Source organism: Aeromonas sp. 2692-1, from assembly GCF_013085505.1.
GTDB lineage: Bacteria > Pseudomonadota > Gammaproteobacteria > Enterobacterales > Aeromonadaceae > Aeromonas > Aeromonas hydrophila.
This window is the reverse complement of record NZ_CP038513.1, coordinates 4,469,010-4,490,554: the sequence shown is the minus strand read 5'-3', so window position 1 is coordinate 4,490,554 and position 21,545 is coordinate 4,469,010. Positions and strand designations below refer to the sequence as shown.

The 21,545-nt window shown below is 62.9% G+C and carries 19 protein-coding genes and 1 pseudogene; 12 read left to right on the top strand and 8 right to left on the bottom strand.

Annotated features, from left to right (window positions below):
- Positions 1-23: 23 nt before the first annotated feature.
- The 4 genes from E5E97_RS20815 (at position 24) to E5E97_RS20800 (ending at position 4,057) form a co-directional block, all read left to right on the top strand.
- On the top strand, positions 24-488 hold the full coding sequence (locus E5E97_RS20815; RefSeq protein ID WP_171280976.1) for a GNAT family N-acetyltransferase: 465 nt from the start codon (positions 24-26) through the stop codon (positions 486-488).
- A gap of 90 nt (positions 489-578) precedes the next feature.
- Entirely contained in the window at positions 579-1,880 is a 1,302-nt protein-coding gene (locus E5E97_RS20810) for a PAS domain-containing methyl-accepting chemotaxis protein (protein WP_171280975.1), read from the top strand.
- Positions 1,881-1,975: 95 nt separating this feature from the next.
- Positions 1,976-2,596, top strand: coding sequence for a DUF3332 domain-containing protein (locus E5E97_RS20805; RefSeq protein ID WP_171280974.1), 621 nt, complete (start codon positions 1,976-1,978; stop codon positions 2,594-2,596).
- Between the two features lie 87 nt (positions 2,597-2,683).
- A complete protein-coding gene (locus tag E5E97_RS20800) occupies positions 2,684-4,057 on the top strand; it encodes an HD-GYP domain-containing protein (RefSeq protein WP_011706871.1) in 1,374 nt (457 codons plus the stop codon).
- A 70-nt stretch (positions 4,058-4,127) separates the two neighbouring features.
- Here E5E97_RS20800 and E5E97_RS20795 read toward each other — a convergent pair whose 3' ends face one another.
- The 6 genes from E5E97_RS20795 to E5E97_RS20770 all read right to left on the bottom strand — a co-directional run bounded on the left by E5E97_RS20795 (position 4,128) and on the right by E5E97_RS20770 (position 10,024).
- On the bottom strand, positions 4,128-5,186 hold the full coding sequence (locus tag E5E97_RS20795) for an FUSC family protein (protein WP_017409127.1): 1,059 nt from the start codon (positions 5,184-5,186) through the stop codon (positions 4,128-4,130).
- A 63-nt stretch (positions 5,187-5,249) separates the two neighbouring features.
- Positions 5,250-6,995, bottom strand: a complete 1,746-nt coding sequence (locus tag E5E97_RS20790; protein ID WP_171280973.1) for a bifunctional molybdopterin-guanine dinucleotide biosynthesis adaptor protein MobB/molybdopterin molybdotransferase MoeA — start codon at positions 6,993-6,995, stop codon at positions 5,250-5,252.
- Positions 6,992-7,630 carry a molybdenum cofactor guanylyltransferase MobA gene (gene mobA / locus E5E97_RS20785; RefSeq protein ID WP_171280972.1) on the bottom strand — a complete coding sequence of 213 codons (639 nt, stop codon included), beginning with the start codon at positions 7,628-7,630 and terminating at the stop codon, positions 6,992-6,994. Before mobA ends, E5E97_RS20790 begins: the two co-directional genes overlap by 4 nt.
- The gene (locus E5E97_RS20780; protein ID WP_005303221.1) at positions 7,602-8,297 is read right to left on the bottom strand and encodes an energy-coupling factor ABC transporter ATP-binding protein; all 696 of its coding nucleotides are present in this window, start codon (positions 8,295-8,297) and stop codon (positions 7,602-7,604) included. The genes mobA and E5E97_RS20780 overlap by 29 nt, the downstream gene beginning before the upstream one ends.
- A gap of 115 nt (positions 8,298-8,412) precedes the next feature.
- Positions 8,413-9,114 carry an ABC transporter permease gene (locus tag E5E97_RS20775; RefSeq protein WP_016351543.1) on the bottom strand — a complete coding sequence of 234 codons (702 nt, stop codon included), beginning with the start codon at positions 9,112-9,114 and terminating at the stop codon, positions 8,413-8,415.
- 67 nt (positions 9,115-9,181) lie between these two features.
- Entirely contained in the window at positions 9,182-10,024 is an 843-nt protein-coding gene (locus E5E97_RS20770; RefSeq protein ID WP_171280971.1) for a substrate-binding domain-containing protein, read from the bottom strand.
- A 248-nt stretch (positions 10,025-10,272) separates the two neighbouring features.
- On the opposite strand from E5E97_RS20770, the gene E5E97_RS20765 reads away from it, so the two are divergent.
- Together E5E97_RS20765 and E5E97_RS20760 are read left to right on the top strand one after the other, a co-directional pair.
- Positions 10,273-11,628: a sigma-54 dependent transcriptional regulator gene (locus E5E97_RS20765; protein WP_029299487.1), complete on the top strand. Its 1,356-nt coding sequence runs from the start codon at positions 10,273-10,275 to the stop codon at positions 11,626-11,628.
- 31 nt (positions 11,629-11,659) lie between these two features.
- Positions 11,660-13,753: a cache domain-containing protein gene (locus E5E97_RS20760; RefSeq protein ID WP_171280970.1), complete on the top strand. Its 2,094-nt coding sequence runs from the start codon at positions 11,660-11,662 to the stop codon at positions 13,751-13,753.
- Between the two features lie 134 nt (positions 13,754-13,887).
- Here the strand turns inward: E5E97_RS20760 and E5E97_RS20755 are convergent, their stop codons facing one another.
- Complete coding sequence (locus E5E97_RS20755) at positions 13,888-14,754, bottom strand: helix-turn-helix transcriptional regulator (protein WP_171281253.1); 867 nt, start codon at positions 14,752-14,754, stop codon at positions 13,888-13,890.
- A 15-nt stretch (positions 14,755-14,769) separates the two neighbouring features.
- Positions 14,770-15,627: a formate dehydrogenase accessory sulfurtransferase FdhD gene (locus E5E97_RS20750; RefSeq protein ID WP_171280969.1), complete on the bottom strand. Its 858-nt coding sequence runs from the start codon at positions 15,625-15,627 to the stop codon at positions 14,770-14,772.
- 241 nt (positions 15,628-15,868) lie between these two features.
- On the opposite strand from E5E97_RS20750, the gene E5E97_RS20745 reads away from it, so the two are divergent.
- The 6 genes and pseudogenes from E5E97_RS20745 to E5E97_RS20720 all read left to right on the top strand — a co-directional run bounded on the left by E5E97_RS20745 (position 15,869) and on the right by E5E97_RS20720 (position 21,528).
- Positions 15,869-17,191 (top strand): HEPN domain-containing protein, encoded by a 1,323-nt coding sequence (locus E5E97_RS20745; protein ID WP_171280968.1) that lies wholly within the window; start codon positions 15,869-15,871, stop codon positions 17,189-17,191.
- A gap of 413 nt (positions 17,192-17,604) precedes the next feature.
- Entirely contained in the window at positions 17,605-18,183 is a 579-nt protein-coding gene (locus tag E5E97_RS20740; RefSeq protein ID WP_171280967.1) for a DUF3305 domain-containing protein, read from the top strand.
- Positions 18,176-18,778: a DUF3306 domain-containing protein gene (locus E5E97_RS20735; RefSeq protein ID WP_171280966.1), complete on the top strand. Its 603-nt coding sequence runs from the start codon at positions 18,176-18,178 to the stop codon at positions 18,776-18,778. The genes E5E97_RS20740 and E5E97_RS20735 overlap by 8 nt, the downstream gene beginning before the upstream one ends.
- A 104-nt stretch (positions 18,779-18,882) precedes the next feature.
- On the top strand, positions 18,883-20,625 hold the full coding sequence (locus E5E97_RS20730) for a 4Fe-4S binding protein (protein WP_171280965.1): 1,743 nt from the start codon (positions 18,883-18,885) through the stop codon (positions 20,623-20,625).
- A gap of 10 nt (positions 20,626-20,635) precedes the next feature.
- Entirely contained in the window at positions 20,636-21,256 is a 621-nt protein-coding gene (locus E5E97_RS20725) for a molecular chaperone (protein WP_171280964.1), read from the top strand.
- 69 nt (positions 21,257-21,325) lie between these two features.
- Positions 21,326-21,528: pseudogene (locus E5E97_RS20720) on the top strand (transcriptional initiation protein Tat).
- Positions 21,529-21,545: the final 17 nt, after the last annotated feature.

The following is a 21,545-nucleotide window of genomic DNA, read 5'->3' as shown; positions in this document are numbered from 1 at the left end:
GAGTGTCACAAGGAGAAGCGCCGATGATCATTCGTCAGGCAACGCAGGCAGACATTCCCGCGCTGGTGACCCTGCGCATGGCACTGTTTTGCGAGGTGGGGGAGCTGAGCGAACCGCTGGCCGACCTCGATCTCTGGCAGGCGACCAGCCGCTACTTCAGCACGTCGCAGGCAGAGGAGAGCGCCCGCTCCTGGGTGGCGGAAGTGGATGGCGAGGTGGTGGCGAGTGCGACCCTGGCCCTCTTCGTGCGCCCGCCCTATCCCGGCAACCTGGCGGGGAGGGAGGGCTATCTGCTCAACATGTATACCCTGCCGCCCTACCGCCGACAGGGGCTGGCCGGCGCCCTGCTGGGTCAGATGGCGGACTATGCCAGGGCGCAGCAGCTGGGCCGGGTCTGGCTGCATGCCAGCGACGAGGGACGCCCGCTCTATGAACGGATCGGTTTTGTGGCCAATCCGGCTTATCTGGAGTGGCCCGTTACCGGCTAGCCCATTGCGATTCAGACGCTGAAACGCTAGAAACCTTGACTAAGATCAATTCAGGCGGGGCGCGTACCCTGATGACGAGGTAAAGACAAGATGTTCAATCTTAAACTCAAAGCCGAACTTCAGGCTTGTCAGGAGCAGTTGGCGCAGGCACAGACCTTCATTGATGCGGTCAAGGGCGGGGTGGCGGTGATCACCTTCACGCCCGAGGGGCAGATCCTGGAGGCCAATCCCCTGTTTCTCGGGGTGGTTGGTTACAGTGAGTCTGAGGTCGTGGGTCAGCCACACCGGATCTTCTGTGACGGTCTGTATGCCCAGTCAAATGCCTATCAGCAATTCTGGGAACAGCTGCGGCAGGGACGCAGCCACAGTGGTGTCTTTCGGCGGTTGAACAAGCAGGGTCGCACGCTGTGGCTGGATGCGACCTACTTTCCGGTCAGACAAGATGGGCGGGTAGTACGGGTGATCAAGGTCGCTTCCGACATCACCCACAGCCATGAGCAACTGCTGAGCCAGGAGGCGACCTCGAGCGCTCTCGATCGTTCTCAAGCCATCATAGAGTTCACCCCCAGAGGGGAGATTGTCGGCGCCAACCAGAATTTTCTCTCCTGCATGGGCTATTCGCTGTCGCAGATAAAGGGCCAGCATCACAAGATCTTCTGCGATGAGAGCTTCTATCGGGAGCAGCCGCACTTCTGGGAGGATCTGGCCAGGGGCCAGGTAAAGTCCGGACTGTTCCTGCGCCGTACCAGCCATGGCAACGACATCTGGCTGGAGGCGAGCTACAACCCCATCAAGGATGAAGAGGGCAAGGTCATCAAGGTGATCAAGTTTGCCAGCGATGTGACCGAGCGAATCCTGCGGGCACAAGCGGTGAGCGATGCCGCCCGGGTGGCACACTCCATCTCGCAGGATACGACTCGGGCGGCGGCAACCGGTACCGCCTTGCTCAACTCATCGGTGACGCTCTCCACCGCCATTTCGGAGCAGGTGGGCAGGATGGCAGAGCTCATCGGGCTGCTCAACGAGCAGTCAAAGAGTATCCAGTCCATCGTTTCCACCATCAGCAGCATTGCCGAGCAGACCAATCTGCTGGCCCTCAATGCCGCCATCGAGGCGGCTCGGGCCGGGGATCAGGGACGCGGTTTCGCGGTGGTGGCCGACGAGGTGCGCCAGCTGGCGGCACGCACCACCCTCTCTACCAGCGAGATTGACGGCGTGGTGCAGAAAAACCGTGAACTGACGGCGCAGATCACCAACAACATCAATGAGGTTGCCCTGAGTGCTCAGCGCGGCAAGGAACAGATTGTCGAGGCGAGCAGCGTGATGACCCAGATCGAACAGGGGGCGAGCAATGTGACTGAAACCGTCTCCGGTCTGGCCATCGGTGCCTGAGTCTGTTCCAGGCAGCCGCCCGTGGGTGGCTGCCTGATATTTGTGCGAACGACTCGTCAATCTGAACCCCCGCTGTATCGCTCCCTGCTTGTGAATTGCCCGCTGGCGGCGGCCTGTTTAGGCTTGCCGCCTCATTATTTCTGGAGCAAGCGAAGACGATGGCAACGAGAAGAAAGGGCAGGGCACTGGCGCTGCTGGCGGGCATGGTGGCAAGCGTGGGGCTGAGCGGCTGCATGGGGCAGATGGGGCTCTCCTCCATGGTGACCAAGGGCAACCTCAGCGTGGTGGACAACCGTTACGGCCGGGCCGGGGTCTTCGTCCTGCTCTCGCCGGTCTACGGCCTGGCGGCCACCGCCGATCTGTTCGTGTTCAACACCATCGAATTCTGGTCTGGCAAGAACCCCATCACCGGCAAGTCGCCGGCGCTGGTGGATCAGAAACTGGACGCCCTGATCAAGGTCAACCAGCACCTGGATCCGTCCCTCAACAAGGTGCCGCTGGCCATGCTGCCGCAAGGGGTGCGCGAGGTGGAGGTGAGCTACCCAGACGAGCGCACCGCCCAGATGGAGGTGCACTACCTGGACGGGCGCAGCAGCCTGATGCGTGGCGAGAAGCGCGGCGAGCTGCTGGACATCTACTTCGACGGCCGGCTGGTGTCGACCCTGACCCCGGCCCAGCTGGAGGAAAAAGCCCGGACTGGCAGTGCCGAGGCGTAAATTCATCTGAATCCAGATCTATTCCTCTCTGGATAAGGTATATCTAGTCAGCAGGCAAGATCGCCATGATGTCCAAGGGAGCAGGCTATGACGGTGAATGGATTGCGGTTGGCAGAGTTGATTGGTTCCCTCAGTCATGCACTCGACATGACCGAGGGGCAACCAAGAGGGCACTGCATTCGCTGTTGCTGGATAGGTTCCCGACTGGCCGAGCGGTTGGCGCTGGATGCCCGGCAGCGCCATGATCTCTATTACATGCTGCTGCTCAAGGATCTGGGGTGCAGCAGCAATGCGGCCCGTATCTGCGAGCTCTATCTCACCGACGATCTTCACTTCAAACGCGACTTCAAGCTGGTGGATGGCTCCCTCTCCGAGGTGGTCAACTTCGTGCTGGGCCACACCGGCTTGCAGGCGGATCTGCTGGGGCGTTTTCGCAGCCTGTTCCATATCTTTCGCAACGGCGATCAGATTGCCAACGAACTGATCCAGACCCGTTGTCATCGGGGGGCGGACATTGCTCGCCAGTTGCGGTTCAGTGAAGAGGTTGCCGCCGGCATCCTCTCTCTGGACGAGCACTGGAACGGCAAAGGTCGACCGTTGCAACTGGCCGGTGACGCGATTCCGCTCTTCTCCCGTATTGCCCTGCTCTGCCAGGTGGTGGATGTGTTTCACGCCGCAGCTGGTCCAGATGCAGCCCTCAAAGAGCTGCGTGAGCGCAGCGGCAGCTGGTTTGATCCTCAATTGGTTAGCGAGTTTGAAGCGTTGGCGGATGACGACTTCTGGCAAGGACTGGCGGACCCCGGTTTGGCCGAGTGGGTGTTCGTTCACCCGGCCGGGCAGGGTGAAGTCGCTCTGGATGAAGATTATCTGGACGAGATCGCGGCGGCGTTCGGCCAGGTGGTGGACTCCAAAAGTCCCTACACCGCCGGTCATAGTGGCCGGGTGGCGCTCTATACCGACATCCTCGCCACCCAGATGGGCCTGTCCGAGCAGCGAAGACGCTGGCTCAAGCGCGGCGCTTTGCTCCACGACGTGGGCAAGTTGGGGGTAAGCAACGCCATTCTCGACAAGCCGGGCAAGCTGGATGCGCAGGAGTGGGCCGCCGTGCAGATGCATGCTGCCTATACCGAGGAGATCCTGAGTCGCATCGGGGCGTTCGAGGAGCTGGCGCAAGTGGCGGGTGCCCATCATGAGCGACTCGATGGCAAGGGTTACCCCAAAGGATTGAAAGGGGACGAGATAGCCTTGGAGACCCGCATCATCACCACGGCCGACATTTTTGATGCCATCACTGCCAAAAGGCCCTATCGCGGTGCTATCCCGGTGCCCCAGGCGCTGGAGATGATGGCCGAGACGTTGGGGTCAGCGATTGATCCGGACTGCTTTGCTGCCCTGCAGGCGGGGATCCAGGATTTTTCCCTCTACCTCCCGCTTGAGCAGCCGCTGGCAAACGCCAGTTAATGGCGGCGCCATATCAGGCCTCAAGTCATTGGCCTTTTAACGACAACGCCCCGCTTTGCGGGGCGTTTTGCTATGGGTGGCTCTGGCTGCGGGGCGGGTGCATCACTAGGCCCAGCAGCCGGCGCAGGTGGGTGAGCTGCTCGGTGAGCTGCAGGTTGAGCCACAGATAGCCGCTGATGGCGGCCTCGCCGCCGGCGTCGATCCGCACTCTACCGGCCGCCTCCTGCAGACGGCTGATGGCCAGCTCCGAGCCCTGCAGTTCGCCGCTTTTGAGCATCAGCGCCAGCTCGCTCATCAGCGCCTCGGTCGCCTGCTGGCAGGCGCGCAGCTCCGGGGTGCTCTGCATCAGAAAGTGGCTCTGGCGATCGCGCCAGTAGGTGTTGGCCAGCATCTCCAGGGTGCAGAGGGTGTTGCGCATGGTGGTCTGGATCGCTTCGAACAGGGCGCTGCCAAGGCGGGTCTCCTTGACGGCCGGGGTCAGCAGGGGGCGCAGACTCACCATCTTGGAGAGCAGTCTGGCGTGGCTGTGGGCGAGGCGCGGCCGCTCCAGCACGTTGGGGGAGAGGTGGGTGTGATAGAGCCGCTGGGCCTGCTGCAGGGTGTCGTGCATCTGCAGTCGCCAGTGGCTGTAGGCGCGCTGGGGATAGATGCTGCAAAACAGCAGCGCCAGCAGGGAACCTAGGATCACGTCGGCACTGCGCCACAGGGCGGTTTCGATGTCGCCGGGCATGGCCCCCATGGTGACGCCGAGGGTGATGCCGATGAGCAGCCCCACGTAGGGGCGCTTGCCGAGTGCCAGATAGCCGCACAGAAACATGATGCAGCCGCACCACAGCAGCATCAGCGGCAGGGAGTAGAGCTCGAGATAGAGCGCCACCACCCCGCAGCTGGCGCCGAAGATGGTGCCGACCACCCGCTGCAGGGCGCGCGACAGTACATTGCCCCAGAACGAGATGGGGCCCATCACCACCACCAGGGTGATGAGGGGCCAGGTGCTTTCCGGCAGCTTGAGCTCGCGGGTCAGCAGAAAGGTGAGCATGAAGGCGAGCGCGATGCGCAGGCCGTGGACGATGCGGTAGTGACCGTAGATCAGCAGATCGAGCCGGGAGAGGGGGGCATTCAGGCGCAAGGGACAAGCCTCGGATTCATGGGGGCAACCACCCCGCCACGCCCGGCGGGGTGGAGACCGGTATCAGGCCACTCGTCCCTGGAGTGGGTGGATCCAGACCCGCTCGCCGACCGCGATGGCCGGCTGGGCGGGGACGATTTCAATCAGGCAGTTGGCATCGCTCATGGAGCTGAGGATGCCGGAACCCTGCGGCCCGGTGGTGCGCACCCGCAGCACGCCGCTGGCGTCCTGATGGAAGATGCCGCGCAGGAACTCGGTGCGCCCGGGTCGGCTCTTCATCTGCTGCTCGGCCAGTGCCGACAGGCGCAGCGGTTGCCACACCCGGCCCTGCAGGCGGGCGATGGCGGGCTCGACGAATTGCAGGAAGCAGATCATGGCGGCCACCGGGTTGCCGGGCAGGCCGAAGAAGGGGGTCTGCCCCAGCTTGCCGAAGGCGAGCGGACGGCCCGGCCGCATCTGGATGCGCCAGAAGGCGATCTGGCCAAGCTCGGCGAGCACCTGCTTGATGAAGTCGGCATTGCCCACCGACACCCCGCCCGAGCTCAGCACCAGGTCGGCATCGACCGCGGCCTGTGCCAGCTGTTGGCGCAGGATGACTGGATCATCGGGGATGATGCCAAGGTCCATCACCTCGCAGCCAGCCCCGGCGATGAGCGCCATCAGGGTGAAGCGGTTGCTGTCGAAGATGTGGCCGGGGGCGAGCGTCTCGCCCGGTGCCTGCACCTCGTCGCCGGTGCTGAACAGCGCCACCTTGAGCGGTGCGCGCACGCTGAGCCGGGCTTGACCAAGGGATGCTGCAAGCCCGAGCTGAGGGGCACCGAGGCGGGTGCCGGCCGGGATGGCGACCGCCCCCAGCGCCAGATCTTCGCCGGCCTGACGCACGTTCTGCCCCGCCTTGATGGGGGCGCTGACGCTGACCCATTCACCATCAAGCTCGGTCTCTTCGCGCATCACCACGGTGTCGACGCCGGGGGGCAGCGGGGCGCCGGTCATGATCTGCACCGCCTGTCCGGCCAGTACCGGCTCGCTGCGCGGCTGGCCCGCCAGCACTTCTCCCACCAGTTGCCAGCGGCCGGCGGCGAGATCGTCGCTGCGCAGGCCCATGCCGTCCATCGCCGAGTTGGCGTGGGGCGGCACATTGATGGGGCTGACGAGATCCCCCGCCAGCACGGCGCCGTGGCAGCGGGCGAGCGGCAGGTCGATGCTGCGGGTAGAGGGGGCGAGTGCATCAAGAATGGCCTGACGCGCCCCCTCGACCGACAGAAAGCCGTTGCCAGCCTCCTGTTCCCGCGTCTGACTCTCTTTGAGCCAGTGGCAGACGAAGTCGGCGATGGCGTCCAGATCATTGATGTCGAGCCGGGGCAGGGCGGTCTCTGCGGGCTGGTCACTGGCCACGGCGATGATGTCGCGATCACTCGGGAACAGCAGCGGCTTGCCGATGGCGGCGCGGTGCAGCTCGATTTTCGGGAAGTGCTCGTGCTTGAACCCTTCCACCAGCAGCAGGTCGAGGCTGCGCTGATCGAAGCTGGCCAGCAGCTCGCGAAAATCGGCCTCACCCAGATCGGTCTCAACGATGCGGGCGTGACGGCGGCGGGAGGCCACCATCATCTGGCTGGCGCCGGCCTGGCGCAGGCGGTGGCTGTCTTTGCCCGGCTGGTCGATGTCAAAGTCGTGGTGGGCGTGCTTGAGCACCCCGAGGCGCAGACCGCGTCTCACCAGCAGGGGGATGAGCTGCTCGAGCAAGGTGGTCTTGCCGGTGCCGCTCCAGGCGGCAAAGCCGAGCAGGGGCAGGGTGGGGGCCGGGGTCATGAGGTGGCTCCTTGTTCGGTCGCGGAGTCTGGCAGGCGCGCCTCGTAGGCGGCCAGCTCGTCCGGGCTGTTGAGATTGATGAAGGCATCCGGCTGGTCGGCAAAGCTCACCACCGCCATCTGGTGGCGGGCAAACCAGATATCGATTTTGCGCTCTCCCTCGGCCAGCGCGGCGGACAGGGAGGGGAGCAGGGATTTGTGCAGCAGGGCCACCACGGGTTGCAGCCAGTCGCCGTCATGGGCCACCACCAGTTCGGTCGCCGGGGTGAGGGCGGCGCGAAAGCGCGCCATCAGATCGCGGGGCAGGGCGGGGCCGTCGCAGGGCACGAACAGCACCCAGTCGTGACGGGCGGCGGCAAGGCCCGCCTGCATGCCTGCCAGCGGGCCGAGATAGTCGGGGTTGTCGTCGCCGATGACCGGGGCCAGCGCCTGGTAGCGGGCCTGGCTGCGGTTGGCGTTGATCAGGATCTGGTCCACCTGGGGGCGCAGTCGGTCAAGCACGTGGTCGATGAGCGGGCGGCCCGCCAACTCGACCCAGCCCTTGTCGGCGCCCCCCATGCGGGTGGCGCGGCCGCCGGCCAGCACCACGGCGGAGACGGGAAAGCGGTCAGTACGAGGTTCGCTGTTTGAGGTCATGTCGCTCGATGATTTTCAAAGGAGTGGGTTCGTGCAGCCGGCCCCGGGCGAGGGTCCATTGCCGCTCGCACAGGTCGGTCAGATCGTTGCTCTGGTGGCTGATGATGACCAGGCCGCTGCCCTGTTCCCGCAGATCTTGCGCCATGGCGGCCATCAGGGCAACCGAATGTGCATCCAGATTGGCGGTGGGCTCGTCCATCAGCAAAAAGGCGGGCTGCAGCGCCCAGGCGCGGGCCATGGCCAGACGCTGACGCTCGCCGCCAGACAAAATGCTGATGTGCTCCCGTGCCAGGCTCTCCAGTTCGACCCGGCGCAGCGCCTCGAACACCCGCACCTCGTCGGCGGCGCGATGGCCGAGGGCCCAGGCCACGTTGTCGTGCACGCTGCGATCAAACAGGTAGGGGGTCTGGTGCAGGTAGGTGACCCGGCCCGGCCCCGGATCGCGCTTGAGCCACTGGCCGAGCTTGCCGCGCCAGCCAGAGGGGAGGTTGGTGTGGCCCCGGGTCGGGGTGAGCAGGCCGGCCAGGATCTTGAGCAATGTGGTCTTGCCCACCCCGTTCGCGCCGCGCAGCCAGATGGCGTCGCCGGCCGCGATGGAGAGCTGCTCAATCTGGAACAGGTCGCGCTCGCCAAAGCGCATCATCAGCTGGTGGGCGGTCAGGGCCATGGCGTACTCCGGTGGAGGGACGGTGGGGGCATGGTCGGTTCTTCACATAACCGTGACCGCGACAGCGGTGGGGTCAGCAGCATTTGGTTATGGATGACAGTGCGCTGCGCCATGGTCAGTTCTTCAGATAGCTGTGACCACGGCACGCGGTCAGCAACAGGTTGAGCAGCAGGGCCAGGGCCAGCAGCACTATGCCGAGCGCCACCCCCTGGGTGAAGGCCCCTTTCTGGGTCTCCAGCGCGATGGCGGTGGGAATGTTGCGGGTGAAGTGCAAAATGTTGCCCCCCACCATCATGGAGCAGCCCACCTCGGTGACGATGCGGCTGAAAGCGCCGATCACTGCCGCCAGCAGGCCGAAGCGGCACTCGCGCATCAGCCCGAGCAGCGCCCTGGGCCAGGAGAGCCCCAGGGTGCGGGCGGTCTCCCAGGCGCGCCGATCGCTCTGCACGAACGCGGCGTGGGCCATGGTGGCGATCACCGGAAAGGCGATCAGCATCTGCCCCACCACCATGGCCTGCTGGGTGAACAGCATCTTCCAGTCGCCGAAGGGGCCGGCCCGCGACAGCAGCATGTAGAGCAAGAGGCCAATCACCACGGTCGGTACCGATTGCAGGGTATTGATGCAGGAGAGCCAGAGCCAGCGGGCCGGGATCGGCAGATAGGCCAGCGCGAAGCCGAGCAGCAGGGCCGGCAGCAGCACCAGCCCGAGCGCCAGGCCCGACACCGAAAAGGAGACCCCCACCACCTGCCACAGTTCGGCGTCACCGCTGAACAGCAGCGCCAGCGCCGCCAGTGTGGTCTCGATCAGAGTCGGCACCGGGCGCCTCCGTCACTCAGGGGGGCGAGGGGCGCCAGGGGCAGATCGAACAGGGTCGGGCTTGGCATCACTGCGGCTTGGCGTCGGCCACGAACAGCGGCTGGCCGGCCACCTTGAAGTCACCGATAAGCTGCTGGCCGTGCTGGGAGACCAGCCAGTTCTTCAGGGTGCGGGCCCCTTCGGTGTTGAGATCCGGGTAGCGCTTGGGGTTGACCAGGATCACCTGGTAGGGGTTGAACAGGCGCTTGTCCCCCTCCAGCAGCACGGCGAGATCCAGCTTGCTCTGGTAGGCGAGCCAGGTGCCGCGGTCGGTCAGGGTGTAGGCACCCAGCTCGGAGGCCATGGTCAGGGTCGGCCCCATGCCCTGGCCGATGGACTTGTAGCCGGCGAACTCGGGCTTGACGTCGGCCGCCTGCCACAGGGTCTTCTCCTTGATGTGGGTGCCGGACTCGTCCCCGCGGGAGATAAAGGTTTGCCCCTTGTCCTTGATGGCCTCCAGCGCCTTGGCGGCATCGTGCAGCTTGGCCAGACCCGCCGGGTCTTTGGCCGGGCCGACGATGACGAAGTCGTTGTACATCAGGTGCTCCGGCTCGATGCCAAAGCCAGCCTCGACGAAGGCCTTCTCGGCAGAGGGGGCGTGGGTCATCACCAGATCCGCGTCGCCGTTCTCGCCCATCTTCAGGCTCTGGCCGGTACCGGCCGCCATCACCTGCACCGGGTAGCCGGTCTCCTTGGTGAACTGGGGCAGCAGCCAGCCCAGCAGGCCGGACTGTTCGGTGCTGGTGGTGGTGGCGAGGCGGATGGGCGCCTTGGTCTCGGCATGGCTGGCAGCGCTCCAGAGCGGCAGGCTGAGCAGCAGGGCGGAGGAGAGGGCAAGGGCGAGGCGTTTGCGCACTGTGGCTGTGATCATGATGTCAGGGTACCCGGTGATGGAGAGAGGGCAGGACTAAGCAAGCAGGGTGCCAAGCTGGTCGTATGCCTTGTTCGGCGGGGTTTTTAATGTGAAAACAGTCGGTTAAGCGCACTAATTGCGTGATGGCACCGTCGCTTTTAATAAACGGAGTTGGCACTTGGGGCCGGTTAGCGACAAAATGTCCCACAGTTTATAAGGTCGGTGGGACAATCCCGGAACCTTGTCGAATCTGAGGTACTTTTTTCATGACTGCACCCGCCAGCCGCTGGTCCGCCCTCTCCTTGCTCATCGTCGATGACGAACCCGGCATGCGCAGCTTCCTCGCCAAGGCGCTGGCTCGCCGCTTCGCCCAGATAGAGACGGCCGCCAGCGTGGAGGAGGCCGAAGCCCTGCGCTGCCGCCTGCATTTTGATCTCATCATCGCCGACATCCGCCTGCCGGGGCGCTCCGGCATCGAGTGGCACGAGGCCATCGACCCCGCCACCCGGCGCAGCGACATCATCTTCATGACCGGTTTCGGCGACATGGAGACCGCCCTCAAGGCGCTGCGGCTCGGCGCCAGCGACTTCATTCTCAAACCCTTCAACCTGGATCAGATGGTGCAGGCGGTGGACCGGGTCATCGAGCGCCGCCAGATGGAGCGGGAAAACCTGCTGCTGCGCCGGGAGGTGAGCAAGCTGTTCCCGCCCACCCTGATCGGCGACAGCGCTAAGACCCGCGAGCTCAAGACCCTGATCGCCCGGGTCGCCCCCTCCAACGCCGCCGTGCTGGTGGAGGGGGAGTCCGGCACCGGCAAGGAGCTGGTGGCCCGCGCCCTGCACCAGCTCTCTGGCAGGATGGGGGCCTTCGTGCCGCTCAACTGCGCCTCCATCGCCCCCGAGCTGCTCGAAAGCGAGCTGTTCGGCCACGTGCAGGGGGCCTTTACCGGCGCCCGCAAGGGGCGCGACGGCCTGTTCCGGGTCGCCCACCAGGGCACCCTCTTTCTGGACGAGATCGGCGAGATGCCGCTCGCCATGCAGGCCTCCCTGCTGCGGGCGCTGGAGCAGAAAGCTATCCGCCCGGTCGGCGCCGAGCGGGAGCTTTCGGTGGACGTTCGCATCGTCGCCGCCACCAACCGCAACCTGAAGGCGGAGGTGGAGGCGGGCCGTTTTCGTGAAGACCTCTTCTATCGCCTCAACGTGGTGGCGCTGCCGGTGGCCCCCCTGCGCGAGCGCATCGACGACATCCCCGCCCTGGTGCACCACTTCACCCGCCAGCTCACCGCCGAGATGGGCATGGGCGCCCTGCACTGGACCCACGAGGACGTGGTGGCCATGCAGGCCTACCCCTGGCCCGGCAACGTGCGCGAGCTGCGCAACCTCATCGAGCGCTGCCTGCTGCTGGGCAAGCCGCCCGCCGAATACTGGCAGAGCGCCAAGCCGGCCGAGTCGGCGCGGGGTGAGGAGGGCTATCCGCTGGAGTGGGCGCTGGCCGAGGTGGAGAAGGCGCACATCCTGCAGGTGGTGGCGAGCCATGATGGCAACAAGTCGGCCGCCTCCCGGGTGCTCGGGGTGGCGCGCAAGACCCTGGAACGCAAGTTCAAGGAGTGGGCCATCGAATGAGCCGGCTCGCCCGTTGCCACCGGAGTGAGTCATGAAGCTGGCGCAGATCCCGGGGTTGCTCAGAACCAAGGTACGCTGGCGTCTGCTGCTGCTCACCTCGGTGCCCATCATGCTGACCCTGGCCGGCATGATAGGACTGACCCTCTACTGGACCCTCACCTACAGCTGGCAGAACCTGCTCACCACGGTGCGCAGCGACCTGGGCGTGGCCCACCATGCGGTGAGCGTGCAGCAGCAGCGCCAGGCCGAGCACCTCGAGCACCTGCGCGATGCCTGGGCCTTCCAGCTGCAGTTGCGTGAATCCCCCGCCCGTTTGCGCCAATGGGTGATGCCGCTTGCCGCCAACTACGGCCTCGATTTTTTGCGTCTGCGCAGCGGCAGCGAGCTGGATCTGCTGCCAGCGCAGGATCGCGCGGCCCTCGCCGCCGGGCGCAGCATCAGCCACTTCGTGGTCTGGTCGCGGGAGCAACTGCTGACGCTCTCGCCGGCACTGGCCAGCCGCGCCGTGCTGGAGCGGGAGTATGATCCGGTGGCGGGGCAGGAGACCCGCGGCCTGGTCAGCCTCTCGCTGACCCCGGTGATGGGGCGGGACGGCAACCTCTGGGGCGTGCTGGAGGGGGGCGAGCTCATCAACGGCAGCACCCGGCTGGTGGACGAGCTCAAGGGCCAGGTGTTCGCCAAGAACACCCTGCCGGCCGGCAGCATCGGCACCGTCACCCTGTTTCTCGGCGATCTGCGGGTGAGCACCAACGTGCCCGCCAGCAGCAGTCGCCAGCTGGGGCGGGCGGTGGGCACCCGGGTGTCGGCACCGGTGCGCGAGCAGGTGCTGGGACGCGGTGAGCCCTGGATTGATCGCGCCTTCGTGCACGACGCCTGGTATGTGTCGGGCTACGAGCCGCTCTTGGGCGCCAATGGCGAGCGCATCGGCATGCTCTATGTCGGTTTTCTCGAGTGGCCCATCATCCGCACCTACCTCACCAACCTGCTGGAGCTGGGCTCCGGCGTGGTGGTGTTGCTGCTGCTCTCCGGCCTGCTGGTCTATCGCGGCGCGCGGGACTTGTTCACCCCCATCGAGCGGATGCACAAGGTGGTGCGCCAGGTGCAGGCGGGTCAGCCGGCCCGCATCGGCGTGCTGGCCCTCGACCCCGACCACGAGCTGGCCCAGCTCGGTCGCCAGTTCGACGCCATGCTGGATCAGCAGGCGGCGCACCAGCAGCAGCTGGCCCGCAGCGCCGACCAGCTGGAGCAGAAGGTGGCCGAACGTACCCAGAGCCTTGAGCAGAAGACCGCCGAGCTCGAGCACCACATCCACATGCTGACCCAGGCCCGCCAGCAGTTGCTCATCAGCGAGAAGCTGGCGGCCCTCGGCGAGCTCTGTGCCGGGGTGGCCCACGAGATCAACAACCCGCTGGCGGTGATCCTCGGCAATGTGGAGCTGATGAAACTGGAGCTGGGGGAGGCGGCCGCGCCGGTGAGCGAGGAGCTGGCGCTGGTGCTGGCCCAGATCGAGCGAATTCGCGCCATCACCCGCAGCCTGCTGCAATATTCCCGCCCCGGAGATTACGAGACGGCGCCGGTGTGGCAGCACCTCACCCCCATCATCGAGGAGAGCCTGACCCTGGTGCGCTCTGCCCTGCGCCAGCAGCAGGTGAACCTGGTGGCCGCTCTCAGGGCCCAGCAGCCCATCGAGGCGGATCGCCAGCAGCTGCTGCAGGTGCTAATCAACTTGCTGGTCAACGCCAGCCATGCGCTGGGGGAGCAGGGGGAGATCCGGGTCGAGAGCCGCGACTGGCTGGATGACGCCGGGGCCCTGCAGGGGGCCGAAGTACGGGTCATCGACAACGGCAGCGGCATCGAGGCGGCCATCATCGACAAGATCTTCGACCCCTTCTTCACCACCCGCGCCACCGGCACCGGGCTGGGGCTGGCCCTGAGTCACCGCATCATCAGCCGCTGGGGCGGGGAGCTGTTGGTGGATTCCACCCCGGGGCAGGGCAGCTGCTTTACCATCCGCCTGCGCAGCCACGCCCGGCTGGCCAGTGGCTGCGAGCGCGCCCGACTGGAGGGGTGGCGCATCGCCCTCAACGCAGAGGGGCGTGATGTCGGTGGCGACCACCCGTCTTAACCACGCCAGCCACAAAAAAGCCCGCCGAACTTGAAGGGCGCGTATTGTCCTCAATGGGGTGCCGCAATTCAGAGTGAGGCACAAAAAAGCCCGCCAATACTGGCGGGCTTTTTTGCAGGTAGGTGAGGGGATACTTACTGTGGGCTCCACACCAGCTTGCCGCTCTGGGTCAGGTCATAGCCGCCGAGGCGGGCTGCCAGCTCGCGCCCCTCGGGGGATTGCAGCCAGCCGATCAGCTGCTGCAGCAGGGTGCGAAAGAAGACCCCCTGCGGCATCACCAGATCGAAGCACTCTTGGGAGAGCGGCATGAAATCGAGGCCGAATTCGGTGGCGGTGCTCTGGGCGCCGGGCCCGACATCGGCATCGCCGCGGCTGATGGCGGCGGCCAGCTCCCGCTCGCTGTTGACCTCGAGGGTGCGCTCCAGCCGGGTCAGCGACTCGCCCTGGGTTTGCAGCCACTCCTGCAGGGCGCGCTGGCTGCCGGCCCCCTCCTGGCGCATGGCCCAGCGCCAGTCGAGCGCCTGTCTCGCCTCTTTCGGTTGCAAGCCCCGGCGCAGCACCAGCCCCTGCACCCGCCGAAATCCATGAACGATCACCCATTGCCGGTGGCCCTGATACTGCTGCACCAGCGCGGGATGGCGCAGGTGCGCCTCCTCGGCCTGCCCCCAGTGGATGGCGCAGAGATCCACATGGCCGCGGGCCAGCATCGCCAGCCCCTGCCGGGTGCCGCACGGGGTGTAGCCCACCAGTGCCTGGGTGCCGAGCTGCCGGGCCAAGCGGCTGCTGGCATAGTGCAGCAGCACGTCGTCGGAGCCCGCCAGCAGCAGCCGGTCGTTCATCACCCCCTCGTGGCAGCTGCCAAGCAGCCAGCGATCGAGCAGGGATCGCGGAAACAGCCACTTGCCGGTCGCCTTGGTGGCGGGGATGCGCGCCTCGTTGGCGAGCTGGTAGACCTTCTTCTCGTTGAGATCGAGGTACTCGGCCACCTGCTTCACATTCATAAATTCGTTCATGGCTTAATCTCGCATCCCGCGACCGGCTGAACCGGGCGCCAGCACCGGCGGCTTCTCGTCCAGCACCATATGGTCGTGGCCGCTAAAGACCTCGAAATGGCGCCCCTTGGCGCGGGCAATCATGGTGATGCCGAGCTGGCGGGCCAGATCCAGCCCCATCTGGGTGACGCCGGAGCGCGACAGCAGCACCGGAATGCCCATCTGCGCCACCTTGATCACCATCTCCGAGGTGAGCCGCCCGGTGGTGTAGAAGATCTTGTCGTGGCCACTCTCGCCGCGCATCCAGAGCTCGCCCGCCAGCGTATCCACCGCATTGTGGCGCCCTACATCCTCGACAAAGGAGAGGATTTCGCTGCCGCGACAGATGGCGCAACCATGGACGGCACCGGCCATCTTGTAGGTTTCGTTATGGGCCGACAGCGCCTTGAGCAGGGCGTAGAGGGTGCTCTGTTTAAGCTCGGGCGCCGCCAAGACCACCCCTTCGAGCTTCTTCATCACGCTGCCATACATGGTGCCCTGACCGCAGCCGGAGGTGACCGTCTTCTTCTCCAAGGATTTGTCGAGATCGGCGGCCTGCTGGCTGCTCACCACAGCGGCGGCCTCGCTCTCCCAGTCGACAATCACCGACTCGATGGCTGCAATATCCTCGATAAAGCCCTGATTTTTCAGATAACCCAGCACCAGCGCCTCGGGGCGGGCCCCCAGCGTCATCAGGGTGACTATCTCCTTCCAGTTGAGGTAGACCGTCAGTGGCCGCTCACAGGCGATTTGGCGGGTTTGCAACTGCCCCTGCTCATCCATCACCTCGACGGCCATGGTGAGCTGGGCGGCAGCATTGCTTTTGATAAAGGTCGGTGTCATGGGCCCCTCGCGACCGGTTGCCGGGATCTAAGGGGAGGGATACAGCAAGTTTTGTTCCAGATTATTTGGATAGGGGGAATAAGGTTTTGTGTTACATAACAGAATATGGATATCGTGCTTGTAAATTGGCTGGACAAATGGTGGTCAGCGAAAGAATATATGCTCCAAAAATTCAATTAATACTTTAAATGTCACTTGAGGTTTTGCAACCTAAATTTAAGTGAAAATAGAGGTGGCTTTGATGAGTGAAAAATATTGTGCTTTCGACAATTACGAGTTTTTTGGTGAGTTTTTTATGCAAGAAAATACGGAGGACATGAGGTTTCCTGCAAAAATAAGATATTCTCCACAGAATGGTTTGCAATTAGAGTACAGTCTTTCAAATAGTAGTTTTCCTAGTGCGTGCGACCGATTGTTTGGGGTTTTAAGTAATGGTAAGAAATGTACTCTAGTAGGAAATTTTGATTTTGAAAGCGGAATGCACTACATGGGCTCTGTTTTTGTAAAATCAGGAGTGCATGGATTCTTATACTTAATGATTGGAGATTTCGTTGACTCATGGCAAACGTTTGAATGCGCGCTGTTTACATTTAATGGTATGCAGGAGTTTATTCATCCACAAGGATTTGTTACGCAACTAAAGTATCAAGAGGAACCTATTGTAGAAGTCGATGGTGATGGGTGGAATATCAAGGTTGAAAATACTGCCACTTACTCTATGGTCGGTAATCAGATAATAAATCTTATCTATTCTCGAGATGAAGAAGCAACAGAAAAACTGGCGGCTGCATTAGATAAAATAAAAGAGGAGCATCCTACCTCGTACTTTAATTTGAGAAAAACGCTTAAATATTATGTTCGTTACACAACAGATATTCAACAAGCAGCCGACAGACTTATAAGTGACATAACGAAAATATCCTCTTTATTTTCTATTCTAATGTCTCGCCCGGTATTTCCTGATGAGATAACGTTGAAATTGACAGGGAAGGACTACACACTAAATGTACTTAATAGCTTGGTATTGGAAGGCCGTACAGTTGAGTTAGCTACGAAAGAGATTAATCATAGATTTATCCCTATCAATTGGAAGCAGATTGATATGAAAATCGTGCTTTCAAACTGGCTTGATGTTTATGATGATTTTCAAGTGCTGTCTGTGTCACATCAATATGAAACTGGCTTTAGAACTCTTCATTATGCTCAAAGCGATATAATTCTTTATTCAACTCAATTAGAAGCTATAAATGTTGATTTGGGTGGTGGCTCATCTGAAAAATATGTAAAACCGTTTAATGTATATGCATCATCGGAACTAAAATCTCAATTGGTTAAACTTTTTGAGAAAACTGGGGAGACGGACTTGGGACGTGCAATTGCCTCTTTACGTAATGAATTAGCTCATGTTGGGCGCCCGAAAGTAATGATGAAGAAATTAAATATTGACGATTATGTTGATATTGGCCAAATTCTTAGACTTGTAGTTATTTCACACTTATTTGCAAAGTTGGGTATTCACCAAGAACAAATACACCAGTATCAGGGACGTTTGAGTCATAGCTGAAAATGGAAAAAGTTATATATTGAGATGTATATTCTTCGTTTGGATAAATCGTAAATAACAGTTCCTAATATCTCGTATTTCGAGCTAAATAGTAGGTTGGTGCTGAACGAAGTGAAGCCCAACGTTTACCGCGTGATCTTGTTGATATAGGCAATTATCTGACCACTCGGTTTTTGCCAACACCAAGCTGGATTGGGATGTAGGAAAATTGGTTTTGCTTTACATGTTGAGTTTCGCTGCGCTCAGCGCCAACCTACATCTCGCACAACGCCCCATCAACCAGCAAACCTGCCTTGGCCCCACTCTTGCTATGTCTTATCCCATTGATGGCCGTGGCCGCCATGAATCTCCTGCCGTGATCCGCCCCGAACAGGGTGGATCACGGGGGAGGGCGGCCCGGCAGAGACCTTCTGATGGGAGCCGCGAAAGTGCAAGACACAACCAATATTTTCTCCCCGCAGCGCTGGCTGCAGCTGGAGTTGAATGCCATCGACAGCCAGGTGGGCCGCTGGCAGAGCCGCCGTTTCGAAATTGCGGCGCTCCATCCCGCCGAGCCTGAGGCTGCTGGCGCCTTGCCCCTCACCCTGTTTCGCGATGAGCGGGGGGATTATCGCTTCAATCTGAGCTCCGGCTCGCCCCGCCTCTTTGTCACCGGAAGCCGCGTGGACAATGGCTTTGTGGCCGATGGCCTCACCCTGAGTCAGACCGTGGCCGCCGCCTATATGGATGGCGAGCGGCAGGTGCTCTCCTGCCCGCTGCCCGAGGCGCTGCAAGCCTGGGTGGAGGCCTTTATCGGCCGTCACGGCGAGCTGCTGGAGGCCCGTCGCAAGGGCAAGAAGGGCAAGGGGCGGGCGCAGGATCAGCTCGGTGTCGATAGCCAGGATCAAGCCAGCTGCGGCGCCGTCAAGGCCACCGGCCCCGATGGTCGCGAGCGTGGCAGCGACGCCGGAGCCTGTGCCGGAAACAAGGCCGGAAACAGCGCCCATGAGTGAGTTCCTCAAGCGCTGGTCGTCTCGCAAGAGCGAGGCGCGCAAGCATCAGGCATTGCAGCCACGAGAAGAGGTCACTCCTGAGGCGCTTGCGACCCCCATCGAAGGCAGTGGTGAAGGTGAAATCCCAGATACTGCGCCTGATAGCCCCGTAGTCAGCACTGACAAGGGGAGAGATGTTCCTCTCCACCTCGAAGGGGACAAGCCGCGTGGATCAGAGCTCAAGACGGCCCCTTCAGAGAAGCCGGCACTCCCCGACAAGGAGGCGCTGCGCGCCATGTTTCGCAGCCACAAGCCGGATGGGCTCGACGACTACACCCAGGATTTCAGCCAGCCCGAATTGCTGCCCGCGGCCCTGACCGCCGGCCTGCGCAACTGGCTGGTGGAGCAGGCGACGGCGCCGGATGGGGAAGCGCCTCACTCAACCGCTGCCGCACCCGAACCGGCGACGGTGGCCGTCACGGCCATACCCGGCGAGCCGCAAGGGTTGGCTGATAACCATTCTCAAAACCCCACCGACGATCGGGACATTTTGGTTGACCATGATGGACAAAATGTCCCAGTAAAGGGTGGGGGAATGGAGCATTTGGGATCCTGACTCCCTGCCAGTCACTTTTTTCCTGGGGGAGTTGGCTCGGCTCTTGCTCTCCCAGCTGACCAACAAGCACGCCATCCCACGAGGTGGCGCGCACAGGAGTGCATGTGAGCATCGAACAACCCATAACAACATCCGTCGCAACTCTGACCGCCGATGGCGTGGCCGCGCGCAACGAACGTGCCCGCGCCCATGCCCTGCAGCATACGGTCAAGACCGACAACCTGATCCCAACCACCGTCTCCTACCAGAGTCAGGGGCGCTTGCTACTGGTCGGCCCGGAAGATCGTATTCGCCGCGCCGCCAGCCTGCTGCCCCCAGGCGTGATGCCGACCCTGCTGGTGACCGAATCCGTTTTTGACGCCGAGGCGGCGGATCTCGAGGCCATCTTCGAGGCTACCGCCACCCTGGATGCCCTGACCCTGCGCGAGCCGAGCCTGACAGGGTATCTCGGTCAGTTCCAGCTCACCGGCCTCAATGGTCAGGGTGAGCGTATTTCTCTGGCTGCACTCTGTTTTCCACAACAAGCGGCTGCTGCTAGTGAACAGCCACGCGTACCGCGCTTTGATCTGGTGGCCGATCTGGGCCGCGTCCCGCTGTTTGCGCTGGAGCGCCCGCCGGTGGGTTATCTGCATCTGGCAGATGATGTTGGCTTGGCCGAGCGGCTTGCCGAGATCTGTGCGCTGACCGGTATCTTCGACAAGCCGCGCTATTTTCGCCTCGACCCCGAGGCCTGCGCCTTTACCGCCCGTGGCGTGCCCGGTTGCAGCCGCTGCCTCGATGTCTGCCCGACCGATGCCCTCAAGCCCATCAATGGTCGCATCCAGATCGATCCCCATCTCTGTCAGGGCTTTGGCAGCTGTGCCACGGCCTGTCCGACCGGGGCGATTGCCTATCACCAGCCCGATGCCAATACCAGCGGCGACTATCTGCTGCGATTGCTTAAGCACTACCGGGAGGCGGGGGGCGACGCGCCGCAACTGCTGATCGCCGGTGAAAACGAGCGCGAATGGGTGGAGGCCGAACTTACCCGCCTGCCTGCCAACTGGCTGCCGATCTGGGTGGAGGAGAGCGCGAGTTTAGGTGTCGAGAGCTGGTTTGCCGCCCTCGCCTATGGCGCCAGCGCGGTGCGCATTGCGCTCGGTGACGATGCTCCCGAGAGCGTTTGCGTGCTGGTTGAGCGGGAGCTGGCGAGCGCCGCTGTGCTCTTGACCGGCGCCGGTCTTGCTGCCGATCGCATCGGCCTGTTTAACCCGGATGTCGAACTAGGTAAGCCGATTTCCGGCCAGCCAGCCGCAGCCCTGCTGGACAAGCCGCTCAAAGGAGATAAACGGGAGAACCTGTTCGCCGCCTTCGATGCCCTCTGGCAAGCCAATGAGGGGAGCCGCGAGCCGCTGGCGGTGCCCCACGGCGCTCCTTACGGCAGCGTGGAGCTCAAAGACGCTGACTGCACCCTCTGCATGGGCTGCGTGGCGGTCTGCCCGAGCCGCGCCCTGCATGCGGTGGGGCACACACCCGGCCTCAACTTTATCGAGCAGGACTGCATCCAGTGCGGCATGTGCGAAAAGGCGTGCCCCGAGCAGGCCATCGTGCTGATGCCCCGTCTGCAACCGGTGCCCGAGGCGCGCCGCGCCGTGCAGAGCCTCAAAGCCGAAGAGGCGGCCTGCTGCATTCGCTGTGGCAAGCCGTTCGCGCCGGCCTCCCTTATCCGCCGCATCCAGCAAAAGCTGGCCGGTCACTCCCACTTTCAGAACGAGGCCGCCCAGCGGCTGCTGATGTGCGAGGAGTGCCGGGTCAAGGATGTGTTTGCGGCGCTGGCGGCGGATCCCGTCTCCCAGCTCAAGGTGTGAGGGGGCTCTGATGACTGAACAACGCAATGACTACCCGGAGGCGCCGGCAATGACCGACCTGGATCGCAATAGCGCCGACATGTACGCCCTGCTGGCGAGCCTCTGGCGCGCCGCCCCCCGTGGCGAACAGCTCGCCTGGCTGCAAGGCCTGCAGGCCATGCCGGGCCCCTTTGCCAGAGGGCTGGGGCTGGTGCAACTGGCGGCCAGCAGCCACCACGAGCACGAGCTTGCCGAGGAGTATCAGGATCTCTTTATCGGGCTGGGGCGCGGGGAAATCGTGCCGTTTGCCTCCTGGTATCTCACCGGCTCGCTGATGGAGCTGCCGCTGGCGGTGCTGCGCGCCGATCTCCAGTCGCTCGGTTTCGAGCGCCAGAGCGGAGTGTGCGAGCCGGAAGATCACCTGGCCGCCCTCTGCGAGGTGATGGCGGTGTTGATTGCCGAGCAGCACCCGGAGCGTAACCGCTTCTATGAGCGCCACCTTGCCCCCTGGGTACTGGCCTGCTGCCGCGATCAGCAACAGGCGAAAGGGGGCAGCTTCTACCGGGCGGTCGGGGCGCTTGCCGAAGACTTTTTCAAACTGGAACAGGAACTGCGCCTGCCCTTTGGCAGCCCGGTGGTGACGCAGCCATGACGCTGCGTCACCCACTCATAGCAAAACCGGCTCACCGCAGCCGACCATAACAACAGAGGTCACAGAAAGATGAGCGATGAACAGCTGAAAGACCCGTCCCGCCGCAATCTGATCAAGGGGTGGGGGTGGTTGCCACCATCGGCGTGCTGGCCGGTGCCACTGGCCGGGTGGTGGGCAAGGAGGTACTGACCCACGACACCGAACCCGACAAGGGCTATCGGGAGACCCCCCACGTTCACGACTTTTATCGCACCCTGCGCGGCACCGACTGAGCCGACTCAGTGAAGGA